We start from the raw sequence: 19,741 nt of genomic DNA, 5'->3' as shown, positions 1-19,741 counted from the left end.
TTTTTTTAATCTTTGTCTAGTTTGTTATGTTGATGCAAGACTCATAATGATAACTCGATATTAATGCAATAATAACTTTCAAGTATTTAATATAGAGTTAAAAGTTCTTTTCTCTAAATTTCCAAATTTAGAAAATTGACTATCATAATAAAGAGAAATATTGCCAACTGGGCCGTTACGATGTTTTGCAATTATTATGTCTGCAATATTATATACTTTATTCAGTTTATCTAACCATTCAGCGTGTTTGGCATCGCCTGCTGCCGGTTCTTTTCTAGTTAAATAATATTCTTCACGGTAAATAAACATTACTATATCTGCATCCTGTTCTATAGTGCCAGATTCTCGAAGATCCGATAGCATAGGTTTTTTATCTTCACGTAATTCTACTGCTCTTGAAAGCTGAGATAACGCAATAACCGGAATATTTAACTCTTTTGCTATTGCTTTTAAACCTTGAGTGATTTCTGAAATCTCATTAACTCTATTTTCAGATTTACTAACGCCTCTAATTAATTGTAAATAATCAATAAATAATATACCAAGATTATGCTTGCGTTTCATCCTTCTAGCTCGTGTTCTTATAGCAGAAATAGATAAAGCAGGTGTATCATCAATAAAAAATTGTAGTTCCGATAAAGTATTTGCTTCTTTGCGAAGACGATTATATTTCTCTTCACTTAGCATCCCAGTACGAAGAGAAGTAGAATCAATTTCTGCACAAAGTGAAAGTAGACGTGTAGTTAGTTGTTCTGAAGACATTTCTAAAGAAAAAAAACCTACTGACTTAATTTCTTGATTATCCCTAATATTTTTAAGACGCATATTATTACAGGTGTTAAGCGCAAGATTTATAGCAAATGCAGTTTTACCCATGGACGGGCGTCCGGCAAGAATTATAAGATCAGAATTATGAAAACCGAATAATTTATTATCTAGATCAAGCAAACCGGTAGATATACCGATTACGTGATCATTATTTTTCATGGCCTTATTAATACTAGCAAGTGATTCTGCAATAGATATACCGACTTGGGTAAAACTTTTCTCATTCAAGCCTTCTCGCGCTAAATCGTAAAGTTTAGCTTCAGCATGTTCAATCTGTTCTTTTGCTGCAACTGCTAATGAAGCATTATAGGCATTATTTACTACTTCTTCACCTATATTTATTAAATTACGCTTTATCGCTAAATCATATATTATTTTACCGTAATCAATAGGATTTATCACCATCATTGACATAGTTATCAATTTTGCTAAATATTCCACTCCCTCTATTTCTTGGAATAGTGCATCTTGAGTTAGCATACTACGTAAAGTAATTGGTGTAGCTATCAAACCTTTTTCGATAATTTTTTCAATTGCATCATAGATTTTTTGATGAATAGGTTCAAAGAAATGTTCATTACGTAAAAATTCTGATACATAACTGAGTAATTCATTATTAGTTATAATTGCACCTAACAGCATTTGTTCTGCCTGAATATTTGAAGGTAAAACTCTTGGTATTGATAAATTATCATCGTTATTAGTGATTATATTTATGTTGTTATTTATTTTATTACGTACCATTGTGTTTATTAAATCTTATTGTGTTAGAACTGTAGATTGTTATAGCATGATTTATTGTATAGTACCAGAAAGTGTACATTATATTTTGTGATAAAGATAATTTATTACATACTAGTTAATTTATGTTATAAGTTTGTTATAGATAGACAATTAGATAGACAATAACTATTAAATTCTGCTTTTTAAATTATACCATATAAATGAATTTTTTATATTCATTATTAATAAAATGAATAATTATATTAGCAATACGTTGCAATGCCTCAATACAGTTTTTTAATTACAGACATGATTATAAAAATATTTACTGTATTCATGATGAATCTTTGATTGTCATTATAAATTCTTTATCTTAGTGTTAGTACTTACTTATGAGTGTAATCTAGTAAAAAAATGAACTAATCGAGTGATATTTTGCCCTGAATATATTAATTATTGCAATAATTACCAATTGTAATAAATCCTAAATCAAATCATTAAAAACTTGTTTTTGCATTCTATTCTCTCAGCTTACTAAATTTTTCTCAATAATAATGCTATTACAAATTTAATTGCTATCTGTTTACAAGTAGTAATTGCTTTTCCTATTACTTATTAAGGAAAATTTGTAATACTTAATTTTAAAATGTATAAATCATATACATGACTTAAAGATACCTTTAATAAGGAAATATATATTATTTAGATGCTGTTTAATCATTTTGGAAATATGAGATGTAAAAAACAATATTGCTTTATCTTTGGTAATTAGAGATATAATAATTTAGAAGAAAAATGTCTATATATTAACGTTTATTATTAAAACAAATATTAAATAAATTAGACCTGATAATAAAAAATGGTGCAAATAATCTATAAAATGTCTCCTAAAAATATTCAGTTGAAGTAATAATAAGTGTTAGTAGTAATTGCATATTTTGTTTTTAAAAGCTTGGTACAATATAATTATATCTAGTAGTGTCAGTAAACCAGTAAATATTTTGTAAACATTGGAAAAAGCAATTATGATAATAAATATGAAGTAAAACAGATAGAATTATTGAAAGTATTTTTTAAAACTCAATTTATCTTCTTAAAAATTGCTAATTGTAATGTGATTAGACATTGCAAAGTGATATATTACTCTCGTGTACATTGATAACAACAACAGCAGCAATAGTTTGGGAAATAATATATGAATGCACATTAAAAATTTTATTTTAATGATTGTTCAATACGAGTTTTATATTACTCATCACTACTCCATCGTTTAATCAAGTTAGTTTCAATATCAAAAAAATCTAGCACTCTAGTAATAGAGTGATCTACTATATCATTTATGCTTGCAGGATTATTATAAAAAGCTGGTATAGGCGGTGCTATTATCCCGCCATGACTTGCTACTTTTAACATATTTTCTAAATGTCCTATATGTAGTGGAGTCTCGCGTGCCATTAAAATAAGCTTTCGTCTTTCCTTAAGCACAACTCCTGCTGCTCTACTAATTAAACTATGTTCCATTGAGTGTGCGATACTTGCTAAAGTTTTCATACTACAAGGCGCTATTATCATCCCAGAAGTTTTAAAAGAACCACTGGAAATAGCAGCTCCTAAATTTTTATCGTCATAACAGTAATTAGCGAGCAATTTGACTTCCTGTATAGAATATTTAGTTTCGAATTTTATAGTAAGAGCTGCGCCATCTGAAATAACTAAATGAGTTTCGATATTTTGTTCTTTTAGTACTTTAAGCAAACGAATACCATATATTGCTCCTGATGCGCCAGAAATTGCTATAATAATCTTTTGATTTTTTATCATTTAAATTTCGATCATTCATTATATTTAGTATATAATAAAAAAAATATAAAATACATTTATATATGCGAATAGCAAAAATATTATTACCGGTATCAAAATTATTTCCATTAGATTATTTAATAACTGAAGATTTAGAGTTAAATATCGGTGATCTTGTTGTCGTACATTTTAGAAATCAAGAATTAACTGGCATAGTATGGGAACTTGCTACAAATTCTGAGGCAAAAAAAATAAAAACGATTAAAGCGAAAGTACCGTTGAATTTAAATATTTCTTTAGAAGTTTTAGCATTAATTAAATGGATGAGTAGTTATTATATGTCAGAACTTGGCAGTATAGCCAAGCTCGTATTACCTATAAATATTGCTGAAAAACCGATTAAAATTAAAGAACAGCAAGTAAAGAATTACTTTGTGCTACCTCAATTGTCAGAAGAGCAGAAACAAGCAGTAACAATTTTTAACGAAAGTAATAAACCAACACTTATTAAAGGTGTTACAGGATCAGGTAAAACAGAAATATATTTTCATATAATAGCAGATCATTTAATGAAAGGTCAGCAAGTTCTTATTATGTTGCCTGAAATTGCATTAAGCAGACAAATTATTAATCGTTTTATAGACCGATTTGGTTTCGAACCTATAATATGGAATTCAAGTGTGACCAAAGCTCAAAAGAAAATGATTTTACGAGGCATATTAAGTGATAAAGTTAAAGTAGTAATTGGTGCTAGAAGTAGTTTGTTTTTACCTTTTCATAATCTCGGCTTAATTGTGATAGATGAGGAGCATGACGATTCCTATAAACAAGATGATAATATATTATATAATGCTAGGGATACGGCTATAGTAAGAGGTGTATTTGATAAAGCAAAAATTGTTTTATGTTCAGCAACACCGTCTCTTGAAACAATATATAATATAAAAACACATAAATATCAGTTAGTTACATTAGTTAATAGATATAAAAATATTGATTTGCCTAATATAGAAATAATCGACATGACTAAAGAAAAATTACCTAAGAATTCTTATTTATCAAAAATTCTTATAGATGCTATCAAAGGTAATTTAGAGAATAAAAAGCAAGTATTACTATTTCTTAATAGACGTGGTTATGCTCCACTTATGCTATGTAAAGCTTGTGGTCATAGATTTACTTGTCGATTCTGCTCTGCTTGGATGGTATTACATAAAGCGACTAAAACACTTGAATGTCACCATTGTGGTTATCAAAGTAAAATTTTTAGTTCTTGTCCTGAATGTTTAGAAGATGAAACATTAACTATCTGTGGTCCAGGAATAGAGCGAATTGAAGAAGAAGCAATGCTACTATTTCCTAAGAGTAAAATTGCAGTAATAAGTAAAGATCATGCTAAAACCCCGGCAAAAATAGCACAGCTTCTACATCAAATGGAGAATTTAGAAATTGATATTTTAATAGGTACACAAATAATAACAAAAGGTTATCACTTTCCTAATCTGACTTTAGTTGGAGTAATAGATGCAGATCTTGGAAGTAATAATGCTGAGCTTAGAGCATCTGAAAGAACTTTTCAGTTACTACATCAAGTAGGTGGTAGAGCTGGTAGGGGAGATAGTAAAGGTGTCGTATATTTACAAAGCTATTATCCTGATAATATAATTTTTAGTTATGTTAAAGTTGGTGATGAAGATAGCTTTTTTACAAATGAACTTGAAATAAGAAAAGCAGCAAATATGCCTCCATTTTCTAAAACGGCATCTTTAATTTTATCAGGTTTCAGTGAGTCTAAAATTTTAGATATTGCAAAAAATATAGTCCAAATTGCACCAAAAGCAAACGTAAAAATTTTAGGACCAGCGCGTGCGTTAATGTCAAAGCTTGCTGGTAAATATCGTTATCGGATACTCATTATAGCTGATAAGAAATTTAACTTACAGCAGTATTTAAAATTTTGGCTAAGTTTGATCAAAATTCCCTCATACTGTCAGATAAAAATAGATATCGATCCTAAAACTTTTTATTAGTTTCCATATCTTTTCCATTTATTCTTTGACGATGTAGGTGAATTCTGAGCATGCTTAGTAAGCAATTTTTTCCTTTTATCGCTTTTTATCACAAAAAGTTTTAGCTTTATCTAGGGTAAAAATATCCTCTAAATCGGATTATTATTAATTTGTGTAGTGTCTTGATAATATTTAAATACCGATAACCAAATTTGCTTCAACTTATAGCTATAGTAGCTAGATTATTTTTATTTTAAAAAAATGCGTTATTAGATCATATGCTCTCTAAAAAGCAATAAACTAATTTTATGGTACTCATATTATAATGATCGCTAAGCTTTGACATAAGATGCTTGTATACACAACATCAATATAGCATTGATTAATGTTATACAGAAATCCATGAATCAAACAGTCTTATCTTTGGTATCATAAAAGTTTTCCAAAATGTATTTATTTTCTAAAAAATATGTTTTTTAGGAACAGCTGGTTTTGTATTTTTATGGTTGTTATTTTTTTGTATACATATTTTCTATCTTGTACTAACTTAAAAATCTTCATTTAAATCATTAAACCATTAAATTATATTTTTATTTTCGTTCGTTTGCCTAAATTTTTTATAAATTGCAAGTAAATTTTTTTTGTGTAAAGCAATATTTTTACTATAAGATAGTTAAGTAATATATTAAAATCCAAGTGATTAACTAAAATGAGATATGAATTTATGTACCCTATTATTAGATTTAGAAGAAATAGAAAAGCTTTATGGCTTAGAGAGTTAATAGCCGAGAGTAATTTATCGATTAGCGATTTAGTGTTGCCTTTATTTGTTGTTGAAGGTCATAATGTAAAGCAAGAAATTAAGACTATGCCTGGTATATATCGTTTATCAATCGATCAGATAGTCGAAACTGCAAAAAAAGCAGCAGATTTTGGTATTAATGCGATTGCATTATTTCCTAGTATTGATCATAGTCTAAAAAGTGACAATGCAGATGAGGCCTATAATCTAGATAATTTAATATGTAGAACTATTATAGAAATCAAAAACGCCAATATTGATATTGGTATAATATGTGATGTCGCACTTGATCCTTATACTACAAGCGGTCATGATGGTATTGTGTATCATGGAGAAGTTGATAATGATATATCAGTAAAAGCTTTATGTAATCAAGCATTAGTGTTAGCAAAAGCGGGAGTAGATATCGTTGCTCCTTCCGATATGATGGATGGAAGAATAGCAGCTATAAGGGAATATCTTGACAAAGCAGGATTTATAAATGTTGGCATTCTTGCTTATGCAGCTAAATATGCTTCAAGCTTTTATGGCCCATTTCGTGATGCAGTTCAGAGTAATAAAAAGAATTATTTAGATAAATCAAGCTATCAAATTGATGTGCGTAATATTAAGGAAGCAATGCTTGAGATTGAACATGATATAGCGGAAGGAGCAGATATTGTAATGGTTAAACCAGGTATGCCGTTTTTGGATGTGATTCGTGAAGCGGCAAATAATTTTAATGCTAAAATTTTTGCATATCAGGTGAGCGGGGAATACGCAATGTTAAAATTTGCCGCAGAGGCAGGAGCAATTAATTGGGAGAGAGCTTTAATAGAATCATTAATTAGTTTTAAACGTGCCGGTGCAACAGGAATATTTACCTATGCTGCTTTTGAAGTAGCTGAAGTATTAAAGAATAATAACATTAAGTAGAAAACACATACTATCATTAAAATAATCTTTATTTTATATAATATTAAAATTATCAAATAAATATAAAGAGGCGCAGATGATACAAAATAAAAAATCAGTATTTAAAGGTTGGAATTTTTTAAAACCTAAATTAGGCGGAATGAATGAAGCAGGAGAGTATGGTGGAGTTTATCAGAGTTCAGATGGTAAAATTACTGCACTGATAAAAAAAGAGCGGTCAAGTTCGAAAAATATAGCTGAGTTTTTAGGATCTCAAATTTTTGAAGCTATAAGTCCAGGAAATGGAGCAAAGGTTAATTTAATTGCTCCTGATGATTTTAATAAGTCTAAATCTGTTGATTCACAGATATATGTCAAATCTGAATTTTTTGAGAATTATAGTAGCGATATGTATATAGATATGGATAAATATATGTCTGCTAAAACTAAACCGAGTTCTTGGTTTAGAAAGGATGGTGGGAGACCGCTGTTTATGGGATCTAGAAATAAATTATTTAGAACCTTAGAAAATGCTTTTAAGGAAATCAAGTATCAGAACTTTGAAAAAATTATGCCAGCAAGTTTATTAATCGGAGATTTTGATGTACATCTTGGCAATATAGGAGTTATAAGAAATAAAAAAAAACCAAAAACTTTACCGCATTTAGTAAGAATTGATTTTGGTGGTAGTTTTGATAATTTAACTGATAATATCTATCCTCATTCAAGAATTAGACATTTACCTGGATTTGGTCCAACTAATCATTTTAGAGAATTTCCTTCTAGTTTAAGAACAAAAAATCCTCATTTTGCAGATAGTTTACTTGCAGCTTCTAAAATTGATTTAAGTAAAATCATTGATCAAAGTTTTGATAAATTAACTAAATATTATAGTAATGAAGCAATTACAAAATTTGCACAACGAGCAATGCCAAAGAAATTTAATAACAAATCTCATGAAATAACAATTGAGGAAATTAAAGCTAGTTTAATAGATATAATGAAAAAAAGGCAAGTATCTTTAAAGGAATATGGCCTAGAGATTAAAATAAATACCTTAATTTCTAAGAAATATCGTTTTCCTTATTACGAAGTGAAAAAGCAAGAGTTAAAAACATTAATAAAAGAATACCCTGATTATTTTGCAAAAATTCTTAATTATACAAAAAGCAAAAATGGATCGCTAAAACTTAAATTCAGAGATAAATTGACTACTAATTTTGTAAGGATTTTAAAAAAATTTTGTATTAGAAATAGTGTAAAAAAACATTTAATAAAGACAATCGAAAGTTTAAATGAAGATATTAAATATGAAAGCAATTTAGCTAATTCTTCTGATAAAAGAAAAAATGCATCAAAAACAGTAAAGACTGATAGATATGGAAAAAGCGAATATGTAGATTCTTTAGCAAAATTTTATCAAGCAGGAGGAATGGATGATATTGTTTGTGTTACGCCAAGTAAACTAGGGCTAATTAGCAAAGCGAAACAGCAAGACCAAGATCTATTAAAATTAGATGTAGAAGATTTAAAACAGATAAAGAATCTAAAAGAAAAACTTATGACGCCTATTAAAATTACTGAATCTAGTGTTATTTTAAATAAAAAGCCTACACTGACTAAAATAAGATAATAAATGAACCAAACAATAAGAAGACTAGAACTAAGTAATTAATCAGTAAAAGTCCATATTGTATTGGTAGCTTAATTATCGAATTCTTTTTAGAAAAATACATAGCTTTTACTACTTTAAGGTAATAAAAAGCAGCGACTACGCTAGTAAAAATACCACAGTACGCTAATGTAAATTCTTGTTTATTAATTGCTTGGTAAAAAAGGTAATATTTGCCGAAAAATCCTGTAAGAGGGGGAATGCCTATCATTGAAAACATAACTATGCTAATTAGAGCTGCGATTGTTTTATGTGTTTCTGCAATACCTTGTATCGTTTTAAAACTAGCTTTATCAACGTCTTTACCAAATAACATAATTAAACAAGTAAAAAATCCTATGCTTACTACTGCATATATTAGAATATATAGTAGAGCTGCTTTATATCCTTCTTGATTAGGAAGAATAACACCTATTAATACATAACCGATATTTAAAATAGTACTATACGCCATTAACCTTTTTAGTGAAGTTTGCTGAATAGCTCCGAACGCTCCAAACAGCATAGATAATATAGCAATAATCTTGATCAAATTATAATTAATAGGGTAGTAATTACCTATAATTAATTTGCTAATGTTAAATAAAACAATAACCATACCTATTTTTGCGGCGGATGTGAAATAAGTAATAGAACTAATCGGTGATCCTTCATATACGTCAGGAATCCAAAAATGGAGTGGCGAGCTTGCAAGTTTAAAGAAAATACTACTTAAAAATAATACAATACCAATTATTAAACCAGGTTTGATTTCAGAATTATTATTTAGTTGATGTAAGATATCTTCAAATTGTATACTTCCACCAAATCCATATATAAAAGAAATTCCAAATAATGATAAACAAGTAACTAAACTACCCAATATAAAATATTTTAAAGCACCTTCTGAGGATTGAATATCATCTAATTTGAATCCTGCAAGTGCATATGAAGTTAATGCAGTAAGCTCCATACCACAGAATAATAATAAAAAATTCCGTGATGAGATTGCAACAAAAATACCTACGATTGATAATAATATTAAAGTAATAAATTCAAACTTTATTGCCTCACCAATAAGATTAGAATAGTCACGGTATATAATCAATGACACTATAGTGAATAGTAATACTATGCTTTTACTAATACCAATATTTATTCCTGTAGCAAATGAATGCCATATTCCTTCATAACTTGAATATTTAAATGTAAGAAAAATTGATATTATGCATAATAAAATAACTATATTATAAATAATTTTATTTTTGTTTGGTATCATTAGGGCAAAACATTGCCCTAAAAGTGCTATTAAAGTTAAAGTTATTTCAGGGAGTATCAGTAGCATATAAACTAATATTATTAGTGGAATATAGATTTTATTGAATAAAATATTTTTTATCAATAAACTGATATAGTAATATTGTATTTTAATACTACATACAATAAAAATAAAATTATTTCACCATAAAAACAATTATAAAAAAACATTAATAATGTGATGTGTTGAGTGCTTATTATAATAAATTTCATGCTTGCATTAATAACATAATTATAACTTTGAACATAATACAGCTTTCTACTTTAATTATATTAACTTTTTACTGCAGAATCTTATGTAGTTATCACACGCTTTACAAAATCTAAGCGACTATTACTCAATCAAAGCGCAGTTTTAAGAGAATATTATGTAAAATTACAGATATTACTGAGTTACATTGATGCAGTTAGTAGAACAGTATTAAGCGATAAAGTTGTTAGAGAACGAAAATTAGTAGAAAGTTTTTTAAATTTTTAGATAAAGAAGCGATGATGAGAGAAGTGCATTTAGATGAGTTCTTGCATAATTATTATATTGATAATATAATAATGGTATAGCGCTAAGGTAGCAAATGTCAGATATTCACAATAAGATATATGTGCTTTATTACATAATAAAGCTGAAACGAAAAATATCTGAATCAATCAATAGAATCTCAGTCGATGATTGTTTAAGTATTGTTGCTAGGTAGTGTAAAATCACGTAATTCTATATATAGTCTTATACATATAATATTTATAGTTTAAGTATTGCAGTATTAGTACTAAATAATGCCTTTTAGGTGTAATGTTTTGTAGCTAGTAGCAATGAGTGACATGTTTGGACTCAGAGTCGACAATAAAGGTTTCGATAGTGAAAGTATAAAAATTTTCATTATGCTTAAAGAGTTAGGAGTATTATCGCTTTTTGGATTCTCATATCCAAATAAAAGAAATGTTTCATGACTCTGAAACTTTTAGCAGAATGAATAGTAACTAATAATGAAAAAAGAATTAACTAGAATATTTTAGTAAGAAATAATTTGTAATATTAATGCTATATTTTAGCGCTTTCCATAAAGATTAATTATATCTACTACTTTAAAGTATATTTAGTTATTTGATGACAAAATATAAAATTTAATAGATGAGATTGTATTATCCAATTTGGAAAAAAGTAAATGCAATATAAAGGACCTGTTGTACCTCAAGAAGGTTTAAAGTACCTATAGGAATAAAGTGTACTCTAGTAAATGCAAATAAAACAATAAAAGATTTTTACTGCTTTTAGCGTTGAAGATATAAAATAATTTTGCAAGAATTAACACAAGTATTCTGCAAGAAAAAAGGTTAGGTAGTTATAATAAAACATTAGGTTGTTCAATACGTAAAATATTGATTTAGATCATAATATTATGCCTGAGTTAGATACTGAAATATTAGATTAGTTAATAAATTATATTTTATTAAAAGTTTAATTAAGATAATAAAGACAAAGTCAATATTACATAGAAAATATCTCAAAATATTTTAAAAATTCTTTAGTAATGATGATTATATTATAAAGTTTTAGGCTACACTTTGAACCTAGTTGTAGAAGAAAAAGCAACATCGAGCAAAGCAGAACCACTTCAAGTGATGAATTCCAATTTGATGAAGATTTATACATAAACATGACCAATATAAACTAGTTTATTAAAGAATATGGATAAGGTCAAATAGAATTGTTGAATAAATGTTTTAATGCATTACCGAATATAATCGGAAATAAAAGCATATTCAAAAGTTGGTGCTATAGGTCCTATAACTTATTAATTTTAATATTGTATAAAGATATGATGTTACTTTTAGTGTATTGATTAGTCAAGAATAGTTAGTGAATCAAAGTTAAGATATATTTGAAGATAAGATTAAATACTTAAAATGCATATTTTATAGTACATGAAATATAGGATTAATGGAATGCATTTTCTGCAATATTTAACTATCATATTAATAAGAAAGAAGATATAATAAAAATCAAAATCTTAAAAATAAAATTGGAATAGAGAATTTAAAAGAAGCTATTAAAAACTCATGATCACTCTTTTAAAGCTCTACTAAAAATTCTCCTAAATCTCAAAATTAAACTAGTAATTTGAATAATGCAGTTAAGGAATTTGTGTTTCCTTAATCTTTAAAAAAAGATGATATAGCTAATTTAGCTGTGCAACGATATTTTTTTATTTATCAAATTTGTACGTGGTGGTATTTTGAACAAAAAAACAATTTTTACGTGCATAATGAAAAGGATATAATATATTGCATCATGTTAATATCTTTTAACGCTACAAAAATCAGATAAGCAAAATTATCAATCTCTTAAGATATAATATATTCTATTTTACTACATACAAAACATTGTTAGATTTGAAACATTATTATGAATTTGATTTATTGTGCTTTTCAAATTTCATTATGCAATATCTTTATCACAGGCGTAATTATTCTATTCAGAACATAATTTTGAACCAGAGTACAAATATTTTTTTGGTCTTACCATAAGATTGTATTGATCTTTGTCTGATTTTGTAATTAACTTATATTGTTAATGGCTAATAGTAATATTTTAGCCTTGATGCTTCATTCTACACTCTTAGGAGATACAGTAAGTATTTACTTGTTATAATACGTGAAATAATTAAATCAATAATTGTACTTGTTAGTAAAACTCAATTAATTTCAAAATTTGATTGTATTGAAATATATATTGTAATATATTACCAATATTATTGTACAGATATATAAACACCACTTTAATTAGTATATTAGAAACTAATTTAAGTGACAGTATACATTAATATTTACATCATGACATTATAGTCCTAAACGATTTAATTAATGAAATTATGACTTTATTTATTGAGCTGAGGGAACTTATTAACATGTTAAAAGCGTTTAGCATTAAATGTGCACATGAAGTTTTTATTATCTAGTGTACAAAAAAGAATAGAAAAAGATTATGCAGATTTGATTCACAATTTCAAGGGGGGTTAGTTTATGTTTTAAGTTAAAATTATGGTAACGTTCAATCTAACTGATTAAATTAAACTCTTAAAAATATATTCTCACAACTTATTAAAATACCACAGCTTATCATTTGTATATCAAATCAATATAAAATTTGCAATTTGGCAATTATTTTAGAATATTGGCAAGCTTTACATTAACAACTAGTCACGTTTTTTTTATAAAGTTTGATATAATACATAAAAAATCAATAACAATGTTAATGCCGCATTTTCCGTTGCCGACATGGCAAAATCAAGTTAAATATGATTTAGATAATATTAAAAGACTCTTGAAGGTTTTAGGTAATCCACATTTAAGTCTGCCTCCAGTCATACATATAGCCGGTACAAACGGTAAAGGTTCAAGTAGTGCTATGCTTAAAAGTATTTTTACTGTTGCTGGTTATAAGGTACATTGCTATACATCACCGCATTTATTAGAATTTAACGAACGCATCATAGTAGCAGGTGAGAAAATCTCAGATAATGCATTGTGGCAAGTTTGTGAGCATGTGCGGATAGTAAGCGAAAAATTTAATATTGAAGCTAGTTTTTTTGAAGGTACTACGGCAGCAGCGTTTTTAGCATTTGCACAAACAAAAGCTGATATATTAATTTTAGAAACAGGACTTGGTGGACGATTAGATGCAACAAATATATTTGAACATCCTTTAATTACCTTAATTACGCCTATTTCATATGATCATATGAATGTGCTTGGTAATACATTACAGATGATAGCAGTTGAGAAAGCTGGTATTATGAAGGCTTGTGTCCCTTGCGTTATCAGTATGCAAACTTTAGGAGTTTATGCAACATTATTTGCAAGAGCTCAAGAGCTAGATGTGCCTACATTTTGCTACGAATATGATTTCGGTATTCAAAAGACCGACAATGGATTTATTTATGCGTCACGCAATTTTACCTATGAATTTCCTTCTCCTTCACTACTCGGTGATCATCAATTAATAAATGCTGCAAGTGTTATTGCTTTAATAAGTTTGATAAATCAACAATTTTATATCAGCAACGCAATTATTTCTAAAGGATTGCAAAATACAGTTTGGCAAGCCAGAATTGAAAAAATAGAACCACAAAAATATTCTAAATTAATAGGTGAAAATGTTCAAATTTGGGTAGATGCAGCTCATAATAATAGTGGGGCTCAAGTTTTAGCAAATTGGGTGCGTGTTAATTTAAAATCACCGATATATTTAATACTTGGTATGACTAAAAATAGGGATATAAAGGCATTTTGCTCTTACTTTAATGATTTGACAATTAAAGGTTACGGTGTTAAAGTTTTGTCCGAACCGCTAAGTCATAGTGCTGCAATAATAAATTTGGAAGGCAGAAAGAGTGGTATTGATTTTAGTGAAAGTGACTCACTTGAAGCAGCGATTAGTGATATAAACAAGCGTAATGGTGATAATAAGACAAATATTATAATAACCGGATCACTTTATTTAGCTTCCGATTTTTATAAATTATTATCCAATTGTTATCAAATAGCTTGACCACTCGGCTTTATTATTAAATTCACAATACGAGATATCGCGATTTGCGGTATCATAGGTACAGTATAAAAATTACTTAGGAGAAAAAATAACATGACATATTGTCGCAAAGCTAATCAAACCTCATATCCTTTTATTTTACCTGATTTACCTTATGCTAAAGAAAGTTTTAAACCACATTTTACTTGTGAGACTTTTGATTATCATCATGGCAAACATCATAATTCTTATGTGCAAAATCTCAATAACTTACTCAAAGATAGAGAAGAATTACAAAAAAAAGATTTAGAAGGAATAATAAAATGGTCCTCAAAAAATTCGGAGGTTACTGTTTTTAATAATGCATCTCAAATATGGAATCATACATTTTTTTGGTATTCAATAAAACCGCATGGTGGAGGAAAACCAAGTGGTAAAGTATTTGAACAAATTAGTCAAGATTTCGGTAGTTTTGAACAGTTTTGTGAACAGTTTAAACAAGAGGCATTAGGACAATTTGGTAGCGGATGGGTATGGGTTGTATATAACAATAATAAGTTACAAATTATAAAAACCTCTAATGCAGATACACCTATAGTAAACTTGATGAAGCCGATTCTAGTATGCGATGTATGGGAACATGCTTATTATATTGATTATCGTAATAAACGATCTGATTATATTGACATATTTATTAGTCATATGATTAACTGGAAATTTGTAGAAGATAATTTAATACAGTAATATAATAACACTATAACTGATATAAAGATAAGGAAACATAATATTATTATGAAGCAAGAGTTCAAAACTTCTGTATTTAATGAGCAATCTGAAATCTTAGAGCAGTTAGAATACATAACAAAAGATCAAAATTCTTCTATCAATCAAATAAAAACATTGTATGAGTTAGAAAAAGCACAAAAAGCGCCTATCGAATATATAGCTTTTAGTGGTGGTGGAGCTAAGGGTGCAATATATTCCGGAGTTTATGAGGCAGCAAAAAAAGCTGGTATTTTAGATAATGTTAAGGCTGTAGCAGGTTCTTCTGTTGGTGCTATCACTGCTGCAGTTGTAGCTCTTGGGACACCGCCTAAGCGATTTGAAGAAATTTCTAAAAATACAAATCTGCAAACTTTATTTGGGAAACAAGGCTTTTCTGCAGGTATGATACAGTTAAATAAAGACGGTACGCCTTTATATGATTTAATGGAATTGATTATTAAAGAAAATATAGGTAATTTTTTACATAGATCAGATATAGTAAATGTTAAAAATGATAAGGCTCTTAATGAATTAAGAGCAAGATATAACCAAAAGGATGGTAAAATATATTTTAAAGATATAGCATTATTACGAAAATATGATCCTGTACAATATAAGGATTTAGTAATTACAGCAACACAACGAGAGACAAGTGCATTAACTATTTTTAATAGTTTTGATACACCAAATGTTGAAATTGCTTTAGCTTGTCGTGCTTCTGCTTCTATACCTATAGTTTTTAAGCCGGTAGAAATTGATGGTAAAAAATATGTTGATGGTGGATATAGGGATAATATACCGACAAAATATTTTAAAGATAATGAACCAGAATTTTGTATACAAGAAGTAACTGATAATTTGGAAGAAATTACATTAGCTAAAAAGCAAGGTAGAACTCTGGCTATGGCTTTTGGTACTGGTATGGGAGCTGATGCAAATATTGCTATATATAGTGCAAAAAATTTTGATAGTCCAAGTGATATAATCAAGTTTTTAGTTGATGTATTATTTAAAATTATTGCACAAGTAGGAGGAAAATTTAAATATACTGAAACTTTAAGAGCAACTAATGAGCAATTACGTGAAAATTCTTTAAATACCGTTGTTTTAGATACTGCTGGAATAGATACTTTGGATTTTAAAGATGCACAAAAATATTCTGATTATTTGCATATTAAAGGATATTGTCAAACTCTAGAACATTTGAATAATCATGATCTTACTACAAAAATAGATAAAACATTTGATCATCAAAAATTTCTACTAAATGTTTATGAAGTTTATAATAATAAAAATCTACATAAAACATTTGGCACTAAATTATTTGGAATGTTTATTCCATCAAAAGACAATAATACTTCTAAATGGCAAGACGGCATTATTGAGACTCATAACGATAAAGCAAAAATGCTATTATCTTTTTGTAAAATCGGATTATTGACCGAAGAAAAATTAAATGAAAAACTGAGAGAATATGTAATTATTGCTGCAACTAGTCGTAACAATACAATAAAGACCGATACAAACTCATTGAATGCTTTATTGTATACCTTAAATACTTCTGTTGCTTCAAGTAAAATAAAAGATAGTTTCATTGAGGTGTTAGAAATAGATAAAAATAAAGATACAAGGTTTGATAAAACTAAAACCTTTGATTATAATATTGCTAATTTTCAATTTACCAAAAAAGATTTAGAAAGTTTTTTAGCAAAGAAAAAAAGCGCTGCGCTAAAAATTCAACACAAATATGATTTAGTTAGGAATCACAGGAATAGGTGGTAATAAGTTTAATTGCAAAAAGACATTATCTTCGTATATAGATACCATCTATTCTACTTGGTAAAAACATAATGATTATTAGTATTTTAGTTATTTTTCTGTATACTGTAGCAAAGTTAATGTATTGCATTTACTGTATCTTCTTGTCTATGCTGGCAATATATACTTGCAATGATTATCAATAGAAAATGAACATCGGTAAATTTAAGCTAATTGTTTTTGATGAAATAGACAGTACCAGCTCTGAAGCTATGAGAATTGCAAAGCATAATAAAGTTTATGCAGATTATGCAATATTTGCTAAATCTCAAACTAGCGGACGTGGAAGAAGCGGGAAAAACTGGCAGTCTAGGTCAGGTAACTTGCATGTAAGTTTACTAATAAGGCCTGAGAAAGAGCTAGAATTACTGCCGCAATTGTCTTTCGTTACGGCACTTGCAGTTTATAATACTATATTATCCTGTGTCCTTTGTGTTGGATCTAATCAATTAATAAATAATTTCAATGCAATGTCAGTGTGTGCACAGAATTACAGTATACAACTAAAATGGCCTAATGATGTTTTGATGAATGGTCGGAAAATTGCTGGTATTCTTCTTGAATCAGTTAAAGTGGATAATAATTATTACCTTATTATCGGTATTGGTATTAATATCACTTATCATCCTGAGAATATCGATCAACCTACTACTAGCTTAATAACTGAAAATATAATACATGTAGTGCCACAAGCTTTACTTAAGATATTAATACAAAACTTTGAAAAGTACTATCAAATTTGGCAAAATAATGGTTTTTCTTTTATTAGAAAAAAATGGATAGAACATGCTTATAAGTTATATGAAAATATCAATATTAAATATCAAAATGGTATAGTAACCGGTCTTTTTAAAGATATTGATAATACTGGCAGAATCATATTGCAACTAAATTCTCAAAAAATAATCTCTTTTTCTACTGTTGAGTTTTATTTTTAGTAAAAATATTACTAATTAAACTTATGAGCTTTTTAAGCATTATTATTGCTATATTATATAGAAAATTTCTATTCAATAAATTTAAAACTTGAAACGGAGAAACAGTATAATATGATCAGACGGCCATGAATCGATCTGGCAAACTATGTATAATAGTAGATAGTAAATTTAATAGATTATTATTGTATATAATGTAATTTTTTAGGTTAAAACAATCTTTCAAGGAACGTGAAAAAATATTAGATTTAGATAAAGAAAATTGTACTATTCACTGGACAATTTTATGAAAATCATTTTAAAATAAAGGTTTTAAAAAATTTTTTGACTATATCATATCTTATTCTTCTAATGAAATTAGGAAGTAAAAATTATTACAGGATGTCTATTGCAATAAATTAAATAATGCTATAAATTTTAGTAACGGGCCATAATACCACAAAAAGACTTTATAAATTTAGTATAATCAATGAAACGTAGTTTTATAAAACTAGTATATATAGAGCTAAAGAATATCATAAATATGCAAAGCTTTAAACAACAGAAAAAAAGAGAAAGACAATTAATTGATTATTTTAAAATAGTTGAAAGTAATATATTATATACATTTCGAAAAATTAAAAAGGAATATGAAAGAGACAAAACGTTTTTTTAATAAAAATAACAGATTAAATAAAGGTTATGCTAAGACTTTTAGTATCAATGAGCCTGATAATAATTTTTATCGTAAAAAATTTGAACATATATTACCACCAATCGATTTAATTAGTGAATATGAAAATATTTATCCTGGCACTTTACAAGAATTAATGCATATGGCACAAAAAGAACAAGCACATAAGCATGCGATAGATCTAAAACACTTAAAAATACAGGAAAGAATCGCTAAATTAACACGCATCTGTTTATTAATATTTGGAATTGGTCTTGTAGTTTTAATTTATTTAAAACTTTTTAAATAAAATTAAAGATATTATTTACTTGTAATTTTAAATAAAATAAGTTAAATGCAATATATTTATTTGTAAACATAATATGGAGAAATTTTATTTCTAAAAATAATTTGCCTAAGGCTAATAGAGAAATCAGAGCTAGAGAGGTACGTCTTGTAGACGAAAACAGCGAAATGCATGGTGTAGTAAATATTAGAGAAGCATTAGATATGGCAGAAAGAGCCGGTCTTGACTTAGTTGAGATATCGCCGAATGCTGTACCACCTGTTTGTAAGATTCTAGATTTTGGTAAGTTTAAGTATGAAAATAAAAAGCGTTTACATGAGGCACGTAAAAAGCAAAAAATTGTCGTGCTTAAAGAAATGAAATTTAAACCTAATATTAGTATAGGTGATTTTGAAACTAAGCTAAGAAAAATAAAAGAATTTTTAAAAGATGGAGATAAAGTAAAAATTTCTTTATGGTTTAAGGGGCGAGAGATTCTTCATAAAGAGGTTGGACACGAACTATTTAAGCGTATAGAACTAGCATTAGAAGGACTAATTAAAATCGATCAGCATGCTAAAATGGAAGGTAAGCAGATGATAATGATAATTAGTCCTGATATTAAGGTGTGATAGTTGTAATGTAATCACGTATTTGTACACCATATTTTGGTATTACAGGTTTATATCCGAGGTTACGCAATTAATGCATGAAGACTTGTTTAAAAAATAATAAC

13 protein-coding genes are annotated in these 19,741 nt (G+C 27.8%); 10 read left to right on the top strand and 3 right to left on the bottom strand.

Translation table 11 applies throughout. The annotated features are described in order from the left end of the window. Nucleotides 1-78: 78 nt before the first annotated feature. The gene (locus RT_RS02635) at nucleotides 79-1,572 is read right to left on the bottom strand and encodes a replicative DNA helicase (protein WP_011190981.1); all 1,494 of its coding nucleotides are present in this window, start codon (nucleotides 1,570-1,572) and stop codon (nucleotides 79-81) included. 1,227 nt (nucleotides 1,573-2,799) lie between these two features. Further along, nucleotides 2,800-3,372: a UbiX family flavin prenyltransferase gene (locus RT_RS02630; protein WP_011190980.1), complete on the bottom strand. Its 573-nt coding sequence runs from the start codon at nucleotides 3,370-3,372 to the stop codon at nucleotides 2,800-2,802. A gap of 62 nt (nucleotides 3,373-3,434) precedes the next feature. Between RT_RS02630 and RT_RS02625 the strand changes: the two genes are divergently transcribed. From RT_RS02625 to RT_RS02615, 3 genes are all read left to right on the top strand, one after another. Continuing rightward, nucleotides 3,435-5,381 carry a primosomal protein N' gene (locus RT_RS02625; protein ID WP_011190979.1) on the top strand — a complete coding sequence of 649 codons (1,947 nt, stop codon included), beginning with the start codon at nucleotides 3,435-3,437 and terminating at the stop codon, nucleotides 5,379-5,381. Between the two features lie 703 nt (nucleotides 5,382-6,084). Beyond that, the gene (hemB, locus tag RT_RS02620; protein WP_011190978.1) at nucleotides 6,085-7,077 is read left to right on the top strand and encodes a porphobilinogen synthase; all 993 of its coding nucleotides are present in this window, start codon (nucleotides 6,085-6,087) and stop codon (nucleotides 7,075-7,077) included. A gap of 76 nt (nucleotides 7,078-7,153) precedes the next feature. Continuing rightward, complete coding sequence (locus RT_RS02615; RefSeq protein ID WP_011190977.1) at nucleotides 7,154-8,689, top strand: hypothetical protein; 1,536 nt, start codon at nucleotides 7,154-7,156, stop codon at nucleotides 8,687-8,689. Here the strand turns inward: RT_RS02615 and nuoN are convergent. Then, complete coding sequence (gene nuoN, locus RT_RS02610) at nucleotides 8,676-10,052, bottom strand: NADH-quinone oxidoreductase subunit NuoN (protein WP_011190976.1); 1,377 nt, start codon at nucleotides 10,050-10,052, stop codon at nucleotides 8,676-8,678. The genes RT_RS02615 and nuoN overlap by 14 nt on opposite strands. Before the next feature lie 3,216 nt (nucleotides 10,053-13,268). On the opposite strand from nuoN, the gene RT_RS02605 reads away from it, so the two are divergent. From RT_RS02605 to infC, 7 genes are all read left to right on the top strand, one after another. After that, nucleotides 13,269-14,570 (top strand): folylpolyglutamate synthase/dihydrofolate synthase family protein, encoded by a 1,302-nt coding sequence (locus tag RT_RS02605; RefSeq protein WP_011190974.1) that lies wholly within the window; start codon nucleotides 13,269-13,271, stop codon nucleotides 14,568-14,570. A gap of 93 nt (nucleotides 14,571-14,663) precedes the next feature. Beyond that, nucleotides 14,664-15,293, top strand: a complete 630-nt coding sequence (locus tag RT_RS02600; protein WP_011190973.1) for a superoxide dismutase — start codon at nucleotides 14,664-14,666, stop codon at nucleotides 15,291-15,293. Nucleotides 15,294-15,305: 12 nt separating this feature from the next. Further along, the gene (locus tag RT_RS02595; protein ID WP_122036769.1) at nucleotides 15,306-17,096 is read left to right on the top strand and encodes a patatin-like phospholipase family protein; all 1,791 of its coding nucleotides are present in this window, start codon (nucleotides 15,306-15,308) and stop codon (nucleotides 17,094-17,096) included. 185 nt (nucleotides 17,097-17,281) lie between these two features. Beyond that, nucleotides 17,282-18,070 carry a biotin--[acetyl-CoA-carboxylase] ligase gene (locus RT_RS02590; RefSeq protein WP_011190971.1) on the top strand — a complete coding sequence of 263 codons (789 nt, stop codon included), beginning with the start codon at nucleotides 17,282-17,284 and terminating at the stop codon, nucleotides 18,068-18,070. Nucleotides 18,071-18,536: 466 nt separating this feature from the next. Then, nucleotides 18,537-18,722, top strand: coding sequence for a hypothetical protein (locus RT_RS02585; RefSeq protein ID WP_011190970.1), 186 nt, complete (start codon nucleotides 18,537-18,539; stop codon nucleotides 18,720-18,722). Next, a complete protein-coding gene (locus RT_RS02580) occupies nucleotides 18,697-19,029 on the top strand; it encodes a DUF2335 domain-containing protein (RefSeq protein ID WP_011190969.1) in 333 nt (110 codons plus the stop codon). The genes RT_RS02585 and RT_RS02580 overlap by 26 nt, the downstream gene beginning before the upstream one ends. Before the next feature lie 50 nt (nucleotides 19,030-19,079). After that, nucleotides 19,080-19,637, top strand: coding sequence for a translation initiation factor IF-3 (gene infC, locus RT_RS02575; protein ID WP_011190968.1), 558 nt, complete (start codon nucleotides 19,080-19,082; stop codon nucleotides 19,635-19,637). The last annotated feature ends 104 nt before the right edge of the window (nucleotides 19,638-19,741 follow it).

The organism is Rickettsia typhi str. Wilmington, assembly GCF_000008045.1.
GTDB classification, from domain to species: Bacteria; Pseudomonadota; Alphaproteobacteria; order Rickettsiales; family Rickettsiaceae; genus Rickettsia; species Rickettsia typhi.
The sequence above is the reverse complement of the archived record's forward strand: the minus strand, read 5'-3'. Positions and strand labels throughout refer to the sequence as shown.

What these genes read in the sequence shown, in the direction of transcription:
- RT_RS02635 (WP_011190981.1), bottom strand. Translation starts at nt 1,572, where the DNA reads ATGGTACGTAATAAAATAAATAACAACATAAATATAATCACTAATAAC.
- hemB (WP_011190978.1), top strand. Translation starts at nt 6,085, where the DNA reads ATGTACCCTATTATTAGATTTAGAAGAAATAGAAAAGCTTTATGGCTT.
- RT_RS02600 (WP_011190973.1), top strand. Translation starts at nt 14,664, where the DNA reads ATGACATATTGTCGCAAAGCTAATCAAACCTCATATCCTTTTATTTTA.
- RT_RS02590 (WP_011190971.1), top strand. Translation starts at nt 17,282, where the DNA reads ATGAACATCGGTAAATTTAAGCTAATTGTTTTTGATGAAATAGACAGT.
- RT_RS02605 (WP_011190974.1), top strand. Translation starts at nt 13,269, where the DNA reads ATGTTAATGCCGCATTTTCCGTTGCCGACATGGCAAAATCAAGTTAAA.
- RT_RS02585 (WP_011190970.1), top strand. Translation starts at nt 18,537, where the DNA reads ATGAAACGTAGTTTTATAAAACTAGTATATATAGAGCTAAAGAATATC.
- RT_RS02630 (WP_011190980.1), bottom strand. Translation starts at nt 3,372, where the DNA reads ATGATAAAAAATCAAAAGATTATTATAGCAATTTCTGGCGCATCAGGA.
- RT_RS02625 (WP_011190979.1), top strand. Translation starts at nt 3,435, where the DNA reads ATGCGAATAGCAAAAATATTATTACCGGTATCAAAATTATTTCCATTA.
- nuoN (WP_011190976.1), bottom strand. Translation starts at nt 10,052, where the DNA reads ATGCTACTGATACTCCCTGAAATAACTTTAACTTTAATAGCACTTTTA.
- RT_RS02580 (WP_011190969.1), top strand. Translation starts at nt 18,697, where the DNA reads ATGAAAGAGACAAAACGTTTTTTTAATAAAAATAACAGATTAAATAAA.
- RT_RS02615 (WP_011190977.1), top strand. Translation starts at nt 7,154, where the DNA reads ATGATACAAAATAAAAAATCAGTATTTAAAGGTTGGAATTTTTTAAAA.